Below are 13492 nucleotides of genomic sequence, written 5' to 3'. Positions count from 1 at the left end.
CTTTGAACTCTAGTTAGAGTTTTGACTGCTGCCTAACAATGGCGATTTCATCTCAACCGATTAAAAGTTGAAATAAATGAGCTCAGTCCTTTAGCTTAAACTCAATTTCCACTGCGCTTAAACGAAAAAGACAGTATGCCGATTTTATCGGCATACTGTCTAGGTACAATTAGCACAAATGTAAATATTGTAACGATTTTATTTGATTTTTGCGTCTAACTCACCACTTGCATAACGCTCAAACATTACCTCTAAAGATACTGGCTTAATTTTACTCGCATTACCAGCCGTTCCAAAAGCTTCATATCGCGCTAGACAAATTTCTTTCATCGCTTGAGTCGAAGCAGCTAAGTACTTACGTGGGTCAAAGTTTGATTTATTTTGCGCTAAATGGCGTCTAATGGCACCTGTTGCTGCTAGACGTAAATCTGTGTCAATGTTTACTTTACGCACACCATGCTTTATGCCTTCACAAATTTCTGATACTGGCACACCGTAAGTCTCTGGAATTTCTCCGCCAAACTCATTAATCACTTCTAACCAGTCTTGCGGTACAGAAGAAGAACCATGCATTACCAAATGAGTATTAGGAATACGAGCGTGAATTTCTTTAATACGGCTAATTGCTAAAACATCGCCAGTTGGCGGACGAGTAAACTTATAAGCGCCATGTGAGGTACCTATTGCAATTGCCAGTGCATCTACATTGGTTTTCTTGACAAAGTCTGCGGCTTCTTCTGGATCGGTTAGCATTTGATCCATCGTTAGAATACCTTCAGCACCAATGCCATCTTCTTCGCCAGCTTCGCCCGTTTCTAGCGAACCTAAACAACCTAATTCACCTTCAACCGAAACTCCACAAGCATGAGCCATTTCTACGGTTCTACGTGTAACATCAACGTTGTATTCGTAGCTTGCAGGCGTTTTTCCGTCTTCACCTAAAGAGCCGTCCATCATTACAGATGAAAAACCTAATTGAATAGACCGCTGACACACCGCTGGGCTAGTTCCATGATCTTGGTGCATAACAACCGGAATATGTGGAAACTCTTCAATTGCCGCTAAAATTAAATGACGTAAAAATGGAGCTCCAGCATAGCTGCGAGCGCCTGCTGACGCCTGAACCATAACAGGGCTATCAGTTTCATCTGCAGCTTCCATAATGGCACGCATTTGCTCTAAATTATTTACATTAAAAGCTGGTACGCCATATTGATATTCTGCGGCATGATCGAGTAATTGTCGCATCGAGATTAAAGCCATGAGTGTTTCTCCATTTTAAATTTTAAACTTTAAATAAGTTAATCTTTATCTGCTATAAAAATACGTTTTGTCTATTACTACTTTATTATTCTGCTGCTCGCTGCTCTAATATTTCTACAGCTGGCAATTTTTTACCTTCTAAAAATTCTAAAAACGCGCCGCCACCAGTGGAAATATAAGAGACTTTATCTTTAATACCAAACTTGTCTACAGCGGCTAAAGTATCGCCGCCACCAGCAATGGAAAATGCAGAACTTGTCGCTATCGCTTGCGCTATTTTTTGCGTACCCCCTGCAAATTGGTCAAACTCAAATACGCCTACAGGACCATTCCAAACAATGGTGCCTGCGTTTGCCAAAATAGTGCTTAAACGCTCGGCAGTTTGTGGACCAATATCAAAAATCATATCGTCATCGGCAACATCTTTAACATCTTTTAAAGTTGCAGGCGTTGTTTCACTAAACGCTTTGCCCACTACTACATCAGTGGTTTTCGGAATTTCTCCGCCATTAGCAATCGCTGCTTGGCTTAATCTTTTAGCTTCATCAATTAAATCTTTTTCTACTAAAGATTGACCCACTGCGTGACCTTCAGATGCGATAAATGTATTGGCGATTCCACCACCAACAATTAATTGGTCAACCACTCCAGATAAAGATTCTAACACAGTTAGTTTAGTTGAAACTTTTGAACCACCCACAATAGCAACTAATGGACGGGCCGGATTATCTAAGGCTTTACCTAAAGCATCTAACTCCGCAGCTAATAAAGGTCCTGCACAAGCTAGCGGCGCAAACTTAGCAACCCCATGTGTTGATGCTTGTGCTCTATGAGCGGTACCAAAAGCATCCATAACAAAGACATCACACAAACTAGCATAAGCTTTTGCAAGTTCGTCGCTGTTACTTTTTTCGCCTAGATTACAACGCACATTCTCAAAAATAATGACTTCATTAGGCTGCGCGTCAACGCCGTCTAAATAATGAGTGGCTAGCTTCACCGGCACATCTAAAAGAGTTTGCATATACTCCACAACTGGCGCCATAGAGTCTTCACTGGTAAGCTCTCCTTCAGTGGGGCGGCCTCGATGTGACATCACCATAACTTTGGCGCCTTTCTCAAGGGCCAGCTTAATGCTTGGCAAAGCAGCTTGAATTCTTACATCTGAAGTAATTTTTCCATCTTTAAACGGCACATTAAGATCTTCTCGAATTAATACGCGCTTTCCATTTAAATCAAGATCCGACATTCTAAGAACTGACATTAGCCAACAAACTCCATAAAGATATACAATACTTTCTAAGGTATTCAAATAGTGTAAATACTCATCGCGAATAATTAATTTTAACCACGATAAACTGATTACTGTAACTAAGAACTAAGCTTTAATGATAAAGCTCATAACAATTCAAATTAATCAAAAGCCCTGCTAAAAACTAAAAAATTAAATCAAAGCAAGGCTTTTGTTGTCACGTTAATAACTAGGCTTGTTAGGCTTTCATCATCGCAATGGCAGTATCTAACATGCGTACACTAAAGCCCCACTCGTTATCATACCAAGTTAGTATTTTTACTAAATTGCCATTTACTCGAGTTTGAGTCGCGTCAAAAGTTGATGATGCTGGCGCGTGATTAAAATCAGTTGATACTAAGGGTTCTACGTTAAAGTCAAGTACTGTTCCATCCGCTGCTTTTTTAACAATTTCATTGACTTCTTCAACACTGGTATCACGTGAAGCTTCAAAAGTTAAATCTACCACCGAAACATTTAACGTTGGTACTCTTAGTGCAAAGCCGTCTAATCGTCCTGCTAATTCAGGTAAAACTAAACCAACGGCTTTTGCTGCACCTGTTTTAGTAGGAATAATCGACATTGCAGCTGCACGAGCACGACGCAAATCTTTGTGTTGATTATCAATAATATTTTGGTCGTTAGTATAAGCGTGAATGGTATTCACTAGGCCTTTTTCAATGCCTAAACCGTCATTTAATGCTTTTGCAACAGGAGCCAAGCAGTTAGTAGTGCAAGAGGCATTTGAAACAATTTTGTCATCGGCAGTTAAAGTATCATCGTTAACACCAAAAACAATCGTCTTATCAATATCGGCTCCACCAGGTGCCGAAATTAAAACTTTTTTAGCACCACCCACAAAGTGCTTAGAAGCACCTGCGCGATCAGTAAAATGACCAGTACACTCTAATACAACGTCAACATCGTAATCTGACCACTTTAAATTCTCAGGGTTACGGTCAGCTAACATGGCAATTTTATCGCCATTTACATACATATTCTCACTATCGCCCTCAACATTCGCTTCAAAGCGTCCATGAGTAGTGTCATATTTAGTTAAGTGAACATTTGTTTCAATCGGGTGCGACGAATTGATTGCGACAACTTTAATTTCGTCTTCGCGGTTGTACTCATAAATCGCTCGCAATACCATGCGGCCAATTCTTCCATATCCATTAATCGCTACTTTTATAGTCATTACATCTTCCTCAAGTTGGTATAGTTACCACTTTCGTGGTGTCGTGCATTTCAATAAATTGGTATTGCTATTTATTATTATTTTCAATGAATAAACTAATCGATTAATGCTTTTGCTTTCGCAACGACATTCTCAACAGTAAATCCAAACTCTTTAAATAAGTCACTCGCTGGCGCTGACTCACCAAATCGATTCATAGAAACGATAGCACCATTTAAGCCCACATATTTAAACCAGAAATCTCCATGTGCAGCTTCAATTGCAAGACGCTTTGTAACATGAGACGGCAATACGCTTTCTTTGTAGTCTGCTTTTTGCGCATCAAAAACTTCACAGCAAGGCATAGAAACTACTCGTACTTTACTGCTGGTTAATTCAGCTTTTGCCTGCATCGCTAACTCAACTTCTGAGCCAGTTGCAATAATAATTAGTTCTGGTTCACCGTCGCAGTCAGCTAAAACATAACCGCCTTTGGCAATTTGTTTTATTTGAGTTGCGCTTTTAGGTTGAGTAGGAACCCCTTGGCGAGTAAGGACTAGCGCTGTTGGGCCGGTTAAATGCTCAACGGCTGCTTTCCATGCGACCGCAGTTTCGGTTGCGTCGCAAGGTCGCCAGGTCGTTAAATTAGGTGTAGCACGCATAGAAGATAGTTGCTCAACTGGCTGATGAGTTGGACCATCTTCGCCTAAACCAATCGAGTCATGAGTGAATACATAAATCGCCTGTTGTTTCATTAAAGCAGCCATGCGAATTGCATTTCTAGCGTATTCCATAAACATTAAAAAGGTGCCGCCAAAAGGCACAAAGCCACCGTGCAATTTAATACCGTTCATAATCGCGCACATACCAAACTCGCGCACGCCGTAGTATAAATAGTTTCCACTAGCGTCTTGTGCATCAATGCCTTTAGCGCCGCTCCATAAAGTTAAGTTAGAGCCAGCTAAGTCAGCCGAGCCACCAATAAACTCTGGTACATGCGGAGCTAATGCTTCAATCGCATTTTGCGAGGCTTTACGGGTTGCAATAGTTGCCGCTTCAGCTTGTGTTTGTTGAATATATGCCTGCGCCGCAGCTTCAAATTCTGCACTTGGACGGTTGCTTAAACGTCGGGTCAGTTCTGCCGCTAATTCTGGGTGAGATTCGCGATAGGCAATAAAAGTATCATTCCATTCAGCTTCTAAGGCGCTGCCTGCTTCTCTTGCATCCCATGCTTGCATGACTTCTGCGGGCACTTCAAAAGGCGCATGTGGCCACTTTAATTCCTGACGAACTAATTCAATTTCGGCTTCGCCTAACGGCGCACCGTGACAGTCTTCTTTGCCACCTTTATTAGGAGAACCAAAGCCTATCGTCGTTTTACAGCAAATAAGCGTTGGCTTATTTTGTTCCGATTTAGCTGCTTGGATTGCTTGCTCAATAGCTTCTGGATCGTGTCCGTCAACATCGCCAATAACGTGCCAACCATAAGCTCGGAATCGTTTTACGGTATCGTCACTAAACCAGCCTTCAACCTCACCATCAATTGATATCCCATTGTCGTCATAAAAAGCTACTAATTTTCCTAAGCCTAAGGTGCCAGCTAATGAACATACTTCGTGCGAAATACCTTCCATTAAACAACCATCGCCTAAGAATGTATAAGTATGATGATCAATGACGTCGAAACCAGGACGGTTAAACTGCGCCGCTAGAGTCTTTTCAGCTATTGCCATACCAACCGCATTTGCTAAACCTTGGCCGAGTGGACCTGTGGTCGTTTCAACTCCAGCGGTATAACCAAACTCTGGATGACCTGGGGTTTTAGAATGTAGCTGTCGAAACGATTTTAAATCTTCAATACTGACTGCATAGCCAGTTAAATGCAGCAATGAATAAATTAACATTGAGCCGTGGCCATTAGACAACACAAAACGATCGCGATTAACCCACTCAGGGTTACTTGGGTTATGCCGTAAATGATCACCCCATAGCACTTGCGCAATATCTGCCATACCCATTGGTGCGCCAGGATGACCTGACTTGGCTTTTTGTACTGCGTCCATACTTAACGCTCGAATTGCGTTCGCTAATTGAAACCGAGATGACATAGAGACTCCTAAAATAGAGGAATTTACCAGTGGGTATTTTGAACGGGGCGTATTTTCTCAAACGCAGCGCGATGGATCAAACCATTTACCGGATATTTGTTCATTTTATCGGCATATTTTCTGATTCTGAGTTAATTTAAAAGGAATAAGTCATAAAAACTCAAAAATCACGCCAAACTTGAACACTTAGCAAAGGCTAAAAGCTGAAAACCTTAGTCCTTGAACTTATATAGCCTTGCCACGGCATAAGAATTATTCTATTTCAGACACGACTTCATTGGTAAGCGCCCACTCACTCATGCCGCCATCCATACTGTAACTTCTGGCAAAGCCTTGCTGATTAAAGACCTCAGCTGCGGGTTGGCTTGAATTTCCATGATAACAGCAGACAATAAGCGGCTTGGTCTTATCGGCGCTAATTAAAAAATCATTTAAATTATTATTGTCAATGCGCAGAGCTCCTTTAATATGCCCTTGAGCAAATGTATTAGGGTCGCGGATATCAACAACTATCGCCGCTTCTTGTTGGATTAACTGGTTAGCTTGAAGTACCGATATTCGTTCAAACATTGTAATTAGTTTCCTTAAATGCTCGCCATAATTATTGAGTAACCTTTTTAAACATTAAGTCCCAAACGCCGTGACCTAAACGCTCGCCGCGGGCTTGAAACTTAGTTACTGGCCTATCCTCTGGCTTAGGAACATAATCACCGGTATCCGATAAATTCTCCCAGCCTGACTCCTGCTGCATAACTGCGAGCATGTGCTCTGCGTAGTTTTCCCAATCCGTAGCCATATGCAATACGCCGCCCGACTGCATTTTTTGCCATACTTTTTTAGCAAAGCTTGATTTAACGATTCTGCGCTTATGATGCCGCTTTTTATGCCATGGATCGGGGAAAAACAACTGTAAGCAGCTTAGACTACTTTCATCAACCATATGTTCTAAAACATCGATGGCATCGTATGAAATCACTCGAATATTGGTCAACTGCTTTTCTTTCATACGGGCTAACAATGCACCAACTCCAGGGCGATGCACTTCAATTCCAAAGTAATTTTTGTTTGGATTGTTTTCCGCTTGAATCGCCAGCGAAGTCCCCATGCCAAAGCCAATTTCTAAAGTTACTGGGTTACTATTACCAAATAGCACCTCAAAGTCTAACTTGGTTTGCGTAAACTCTAACCCGTAATCCGGCATCATTTCTGCGTAAGCCAGCGCTTGCCCTGCGGTCATTCGACCTTCACGTCGCACAAAGCTTCTAATTCTTCGATGAAATTCCTGCACAATCTAACCATTTAATGTTTCGAACCAGCTTAAATTATATCAGTCCTACGACTCACAAGGCTATGCCGAGCCTAAAAAAGGCTGTGCTCATAAGGTGTCGTTTGATGAAATCGTAACCCGTAGGTGGAAAAACCTGCCTAGTTATTTTGATATGGCAAATAAAACATTGATCATTTCTAAAAAACTGTTAGCTTTAAGAACAATAGTGGTTAATTCCACACAAACAATAAGTATTTCAATACCCTATGTTCCCAGCTTTACCAAACTATCATGCCTTAGCCATGCTGTTATTAACAGTGGCCGCACTTTACTTGTTCAGACGAGAAGATATTCGGCTGGAGTCGAGCTGTTTGGCGGTATTAATTATGGTAGCGGTTATTTTTGAGATATTTCCGTATTTGCAAATTGACGGTACTCGCTTAGACTCAACTCACTTTTTTTATGGTTTTGGACACGAAGCACTTATCGCAGTTTGTGCACTGATGATTGCAGGCCAAGGCTTAGTAAGAACTGGTGCGTTAGAGCCTGTTGGACGGATGTTAGGCCGCCTTTGGAAAATTTCTCCTAAATTTTCACTGCTGGTAACACTGGTCGTCGCGGCAATTCTTTCGGCCTTTATGAACAATACCCCAATTGTGGTGCTATTAATTCCCATTTTAATCAGCGTTGCCATTCGCAACAATCAATCGCCGTCAGGCATGTTAATGCCAATGGGTTTTGCAACCTTAATCGGCGGCATGACCACGACCGTAGGCACTTCAACTAACTTACTCGTTGTTGCTGTTGCAGCAGAGCAAGGAATGCGCAAGCTTGGGCTTTTTGACTTTATGATCCCAGCATCAGTCGGTGGCGTAGTAGCCATACTTTATTTATGGCTGGTTGCCCCTAAACTAATCCCGCAAAGAGAGTCAATTTTAAAAAACTCTGCGCCAAGACTTTTTACCGCACATTTAACATTAGATGAAAATGGTTTTGCGGTAGGCAAGTCGCTTGCTGACGTTATTGAACATGCCAATGGCACTTTAAAAGCGGAACGAATTCAGCGCTTCGGCTCCTCTTCTGACGTGCGAATTATGCCAATGCCCGATGTGATTTTACAAGCTGGCGATCGCATTCGCGTCTCTGACACTGCAGATAATTTAAAAGAGTATGAAAAGCTGCTTGGCGCTAAGCTTTTTGTAGGAAAACAACAAGTCGACGACGAACACCCTTTAACCGCAGAAGATCAACAACTGGCAGAAGTCGTCATAGTGCCAGGCTCGCCTTTGGCCGGCTCAACCTTAAAAAATGTGCGCTTTGTTGATCACTATAAAATGGTAGCCGTGGCACTTCACCGTGAAGGTAAAGAAATTGATCTATACCGCAAACTCGGTAGTGTCTCTTTACACGTTGGCGACATATTGTTAGTTCAAGGCCCCCGCGAACAAATCGCAGAAATGAAAAAGAAAGGGGATCTATTAGTTTTAGATGCTACCACCGATTTACCCCATACCGACAAAGCACCAATAGCTTTAACAATTATGGCCTTGGTCGTTGGATTAGCCGCATTTGGGATAATGCCTATTTCGTTAAGTGCGGTGGTAGGCGTGATGGCATTATTAATGACCCGCTGTTTAGCTTGGTCTGATGCCAGCCGCGCATTAAGCACTCAAGTAATACTCATAGTAGTAGCTAGTTTAGCTTTAGGTGAAGCGCTAATGAAAACCGGTGGTGCAGATTATTTAGCGCAACTGTTTCTATTTTTCACCCAGGGTCTACCCGCTCCGGTCATTTTAAGCGCGCTGATGTTACTACTGGCGATATTGACTAATATTGTTTCTAACAATGCCGCAGCGGTTATTGGAACCCCCATTGCCATCAGTGTAGCAAGTCAACTCGGTTTGCCTGCCGAGCCCTTTGTTGTAGCGGTATTATTTGGCGCCAACTTTAGTTACGCGACCCCCATGGCATACAAAACCAATTTACTTATAATGAACGCTGGTGGTTATCATTTTAGCGATTTTCTTAAAATTGGTATTCCGCTAGCCCTCCTTATGTGGATAACCCTTTCGTTATTCATTCCGTTTTATTACGATATTATCTAATCAACCAGCGCTTTAACTCGCCCTTTAACTTTTATGCTAATTAGCCCTAAGCTTTTCGCTCAAAAAATTCTTAAGTTTTACCATGCTCACGGGCGTAAAGACTTACCCTGGCAGAAAAACCCGACGCCGTATCGAGTGTGGGTGTCAGAAGTAATGTTGCAACAAACTCAAGTTAAAACGGTGATTCCCTACTATTTAAAATTTATGCAGCGTTTTCCCGATGTCGAAGCCCTCGCTAGCGCCGAGCTAGACGATGTTTTGCACTTTTGGCAAGGACTAGGCTATTACTCGAGAGCGCGTAATTTGCATCGATGTGCTCAGCAGGTTGTGGCGCAGTTCAAAGGCCAATTTCCACTCACGTTAGAACAAATGCAAGCTTTGCCGGGCATAGGGCGCTCTACCGCAGGCGCGGTACTTTCTTTGGCGAACAACTTACCTACACCAATATTAGACGGCAATGTAAAACGAGTTTTAGCCCGCGTATTTTTAGTCGACGGTTGGTACGGCCAAGCCGCGGTAGCTAAAGAGCTTTGGCGACTTAGTGAAACTTACACACCGCGTCAGCAGACTGCCGCCTTTAATCAGGCCATGATGGATTTAGGTGCCTCATTTTGTAGTCGCACCAAACCTAACTGTGAGGCATGCCCACTGGCCACTCATTGCTTAGCTTTTATTCATAATAAGACGGCAGAGTACCCACACAAAAAACCTAAAAAGACTATTCCTACACGTCACACAAGCCTATTACTCAACCTTAATAAGCGACACCAAGTATTACTAAACAAAAACCCACCTAGCGGCATTTGGGGTGGTTTATGGTCTTTACCTAAGCTAACGGAAAGTCAGCAGCAAGCCACGCAGCTACAGCTAGTCGATGAGTTTCGCCATACTTTTACCCACTTTCACCTTGAAATTAGTATATTTTCTGGCAGTTTAAAGAAAACCGACACAATACAAGAAAACCATGAGTTAGCATGGCATAATATAAATACGTTAAAAGACTTAGCCTTTCCAACGCCGATACGAAAGTTTTTAAATCGCTACTTTCAATCCCTTTAAATTTATTTGTTAAAAGAGAAAAACCATGGTGTTTTGTCAAAAACTACAAAAAGATGCCCCAGCAATGAACTTTGCGCCAGTTCCAGGCGAATTAGGTGAGCGAATTTTAAACAATATAAGCCAAGAAGCTTGGCAAATGTGGATGCATCACCAAACAATGTTGATTAATGAAAAGCATTTAAGCCTTGCTGATCCCAAAGCACGTCAATATTTAACCGGTGAAATGGAAAAATTCTTGTTTGGCGGCGACTACGATAAAGTAGAAGGCTACGTTCCTGAAGAAAAATAAAAAATTATTTAAAACGCGCTTGACTTTAAATCCCGATCCTAGTTTAATAGCGCGCTCTCGGGGCACGAGCCTTGAGATGAAATTTGTGGCCTGGTAGCTCAGTTGGTAGAGCAGAGGACTGAAAATCCTTGTGTCGACAGTTCAATTCTGTCCCGGGCCACCATTATTCCAAAAGCCTAAGTTGAAAAGCTTGGGCTTTTTTTATGCCTTTAGCAAACTGCCGACACTGTGTCTCCCCCGGAGCGCCGGCCGGTTCAATTCTGTCCCGGGCCACCATTATTCCAAAAGCCTAAGTTGAAAAGCTTGGGCTTTTTTTATGCCTTTAGCAAACTGCCGACACTGTGTCTCCCCCGGAGCGCCGGCCGGTTCAATTCTGTCCCGGGCCACCATTATTCCAAAAGCCTAAGTTGAAAAGCTTGGGCTTTTTTTATGCCTTTAGCAAACTGCCGACACTGTGTCTCCCCCGGAGCGCCGGCCGGTTCAATTCTGTCCCGGGCCACCATTATTCCAAAAGCCTAAGTTGAAAAGCTTGGGCTTTTTTATGCCTTCAGCAAACTGCCGACACAGTGTCTCCCCCGGAGCGCCGGCCGGTTCAATTCTGTCCCGGGCCACCATTATTCCAAAAGCCTAAGTTGAAAAACTTGGGCTTTTTTTATGCCTTCAGCAAACTGCCGACACTATGTCTCCCCCGGAGCGCCGGCCGGTTCAATTCTGTCCCGGGCCACCATTATTCCAAAAGCCTAAGTTGAAAAACTTGGGCTTTTTTTATGCCTTCAGCAAACTGCCGACACTGTGTCTCCCCCGGAGCGCCGGCCGGTTCAATTCTGTCCCGGGCCACCATTATTACAAAAGCCTCAAACATTAGACTTTAGGGCTTTGCTAAGTAGCCTAATTCTGAGAGGGATAACGCCTTCTAGTTTACCTAGAAATCTTGCAGTGACTTTATTAGCTTGAATTCAACGCTACGAGTTGCATATGGCAACCAAAGGTTTATTAACTAGAATAAGACTAGGCTAAATAGGGAAAAGTGTTCGATAGCTTTCTCCGATAGGAATTTCATGTTGTTCAATTTCTACTTCGTGTCGATTGTAGGCTGTTACATGATCTTTGTTAATGATAAAAGATCGATGAATTCTTAAAAATTGTGATGGTAACTGTTGCTCGAAACCAGAGAGAGTGCTTTTAACAATATGGCTTCCGCTAGTCGTGATTATTTTTAAGTAATCTTTTAACCCTTGGATATAATAAATTTGACTTAGGATTAATTTAACTTGCTTTCTATTTTCTCTCACAAATAAATACTGCTTTTCAACTTCCTCTTCTTGCGGTTGAGTCATTTTAGACATCAGCTCTTGACTAGCCTTGAACTTTTCAATCGCTTTAAAAAAGCGCGAAAAAACGATAGGTTTTAGCAAATAGTCAACGGCTTCTAACTCAAAGCCTTCTATCGCATAGTCCCTATAGGCTGTAGTAAATATTACTTTCGGTTTATTACGCAAGTTTTGATAGAACTCAGTGCCTTTTAAAACAGGCATTTCTATATCAAGGAACATTAGGTCGACTTCAGTTTGATTCAATAACTGCTGTGCTTCTATCGCGCTACTACAGCTTGCCACAATTTCAAATTCAACAAGATTACTTAAGTGAGACTCGAGCAGCTGTCTGGCAAGAGGTTCGTCGTCAACAATGAGGCATCGGTAGTTTGTCATTTATGTCTAATCCATCAACTATTTAATTAGCGTTTCTAAAGTTAGTGATATCGAAAAAAGCTTATCTTCTCGGTTGATAATGAACTTGTGACGATTTGGATAAAGCAGCTCTAGCTGTCGATGCAAGTTATCTAATCCAATCGATTTTTTATTTGTTTTCTCAGTGGCTTGTATATTAGGGACGGTATTTGAAATAGTGATATTAATAAATTGTTGCTCGGTCTCAATGCTCATATCAATTGTTGCGGTATCTAACTCTTCTCCGGTGCTATGTTTACAGGCATTTTCGATTAAGTTTAATAAGATCAAAGGCGCAATTGACAGCTCAGATTCAATTTGTAGCTTTAAATTGAAAACCAATCGAGAGCCGTAGCGTATTTTCTCTAACGCCACATAGTTTTCAACCAGCTGAACTTCTCGTAGCAGCGAAACATATTCGTCCCCGCAACGATACAACATATAGTCTAGAATGTCGGATAGCTTTTCAATGACGACAGGGGTTAAATCTGATTTAGTTAATGCTAACGCATAAAGATTATTGAGTGTATTAAAAATAAAGTGAGGATTAAGTTGATTCTTCAACGCAGACAACTCAGCTTGTTTTTTTTGTTCGCTTAACTGCAATAGTTTTCGTTGATTAGTGTAAAAACTAAATGCAATCAAAATTGCCGACGGATAGAGCAGCAGCGGATATTTTGTATAGAAAATGTATTTGAATGCCCACAAGCTTAAAGTTCGTTCTTGAAATGTAAAATGGCCATATAATTCTAGGAAGCGCCGATAGGTGTCAGGGTAAGTCGGCTCCAAATAAAGGTATCTAATAAAAATCAATAGTTCAGTGCCAATGAAAAGCAACAAAAACATTATTATTAAAAAAAGGAATTTTCTATTTTTATTGAGAAAGTTAGGTATAAGCCATTTTAAAGCCAATAGTGCGATTGCCATTTGTACCACTACTTGAGGGACAATTGTTTCAATAATTTCTCGGGTACTTGTATAGTTTTCCCAATGTGGGCCTAGATCGAGCAAAAATACCAATCCCCAAAAAGCAATATAGGCGAACACGGTGTTGTTTGATTGGCTCATTCTTTAAAAATTATTCGTATTTGGCTTGTCATTATTGAGACTATAACCTATCTCTATCCAACAGGTCGAATAAGTCGACCAATCCCTATTTTTTATCGACCAAAAAGAGCGATGACGACTAGTCATTATTCATTGTTT

Annotated in this window: 11 protein-coding genes and 1 tRNA gene; 4 read left to right on the top strand and 8 right to left on the bottom strand. The window is 41.7% G+C overall.

From position 1 onward, the window contains the following. Positions 1 to 198: 198 nt before the first annotated feature. From fba to trmB, 6 genes are all read right to left on the bottom strand, one after another. Positions 199 to 1263 carry a class II fructose-bisphosphate aldolase gene (gene fba / locus ACUR5C_RS01465; RefSeq protein WP_454466551.1) on the bottom strand — a complete coding sequence of 355 codons (1065 nt, stop codon included), beginning with the start codon at positions 1261 to 1263 and terminating at the stop codon, positions 199 to 201. Between the two features lie 85 nt (positions 1264 to 1348). After that, positions 1349 to 2527 carry a phosphoglycerate kinase gene (locus tag ACUR5C_RS01460; protein WP_454466549.1) on the bottom strand — a complete coding sequence of 393 codons (1179 nt, stop codon included), beginning with the start codon at positions 2525 to 2527 and terminating at the stop codon, positions 1349 to 1351. Positions 2528 to 2753: 226 nt separating this feature from the next. Then, entirely contained in the window at positions 2754 to 3752 is a 999-nt protein-coding gene (gene gap / locus ACUR5C_RS01455) for a type I glyceraldehyde-3-phosphate dehydrogenase (RefSeq protein ID WP_454466547.1), read from the bottom strand. Between the two features lie 95 nt (positions 3753 to 3847). After that, the gene (gene tkt / locus ACUR5C_RS01450) at positions 3848 to 5839 is read right to left on the bottom strand and encodes a transketolase (protein WP_454466545.1); all 1992 of its coding nucleotides are present in this window, start codon (positions 5837 to 5839) and stop codon (positions 3848 to 3850) included. 252 nt (positions 5840 to 6091) lie between these two features. Continuing rightward, the gene (gene glpE / locus ACUR5C_RS01445; protein WP_454466543.1) at positions 6092 to 6409 is read right to left on the bottom strand and encodes a thiosulfate sulfurtransferase GlpE; all 318 of its coding nucleotides are present in this window, start codon (positions 6407 to 6409) and stop codon (positions 6092 to 6094) included. A 31-nt stretch (positions 6410 to 6440) separates the two neighbouring features. Then, the gene (gene trmB / locus ACUR5C_RS01440; RefSeq protein WP_454466541.1) at positions 6441 to 7127 is read right to left on the bottom strand and encodes a tRNA (guanosine(46)-N7)-methyltransferase TrmB; all 687 of its coding nucleotides are present in this window, start codon (positions 7125 to 7127) and stop codon (positions 6441 to 6443) included. Between the two features lie 245 nt (positions 7128 to 7372). Between trmB and ACUR5C_RS01435 the strand changes: the two genes are divergently transcribed. The 4 genes from ACUR5C_RS01435 (at position 7373) to ACUR5C_RS01420 (ending at position 10722) form a co-directional block, all read left to right on the top strand. Next, positions 7373 to 9211 (top strand): SLC13 family permease, encoded by a 1839-nt coding sequence (locus ACUR5C_RS01435; RefSeq protein ID WP_454466539.1) that lies wholly within the window; start codon positions 7373 to 7375, stop codon positions 9209 to 9211. Between the two features lie 33 nt (positions 9212 to 9244). Continuing rightward, positions 9245 to 10270 (top strand): A/G-specific adenine glycosylase, encoded by a 1026-nt coding sequence (mutY, locus tag ACUR5C_RS01430; protein ID WP_454466538.1) that lies wholly within the window; start codon positions 9245 to 9247, stop codon positions 10268 to 10270. A 25-nt stretch (positions 10271 to 10295) separates the two neighbouring features. Then, a complete protein-coding gene (locus ACUR5C_RS01425; protein WP_454466537.1) occupies positions 10296 to 10559 on the top strand; it encodes an oxidative damage protection protein in 264 nt (87 codons plus the stop codon). An 87-nt stretch (positions 10560 to 10646) separates the two neighbouring features. After that, positions 10647 to 10722, top strand: a tRNA-Phe gene (locus tag ACUR5C_RS01420). Positions 10723 to 11572: 850 nt separating this feature from the next. Here ACUR5C_RS01420 and ACUR5C_RS01415 read toward each other — a convergent pair. Together ACUR5C_RS01415 and ACUR5C_RS01410 are read right to left on the bottom strand one after the other, a co-directional pair. Beyond that, positions 11573 to 12268: a LytR/AlgR family response regulator transcription factor gene (locus tag ACUR5C_RS01415; protein WP_454466536.1), complete on the bottom strand. Its 696-nt coding sequence runs from the start codon at positions 12266 to 12268 to the stop codon at positions 11573 to 11575. An 18-nt stretch (positions 12269 to 12286) separates the two neighbouring features. Continuing rightward, positions 12287 to 13354 carry a sensor histidine kinase gene (locus tag ACUR5C_RS01410; protein ID WP_454466535.1) on the bottom strand — a complete coding sequence of 356 codons (1068 nt, stop codon included), beginning with the start codon at positions 13352 to 13354 and terminating at the stop codon, positions 12287 to 12289. Between the last annotated feature and the right edge of the window lie 138 nt (positions 13355 to 13492).

Source organism: Aliikangiella aequoris, from assembly GCF_053709105.1.
This window is presented reverse-complemented; position numbering and strand designations above follow the sequence as displayed.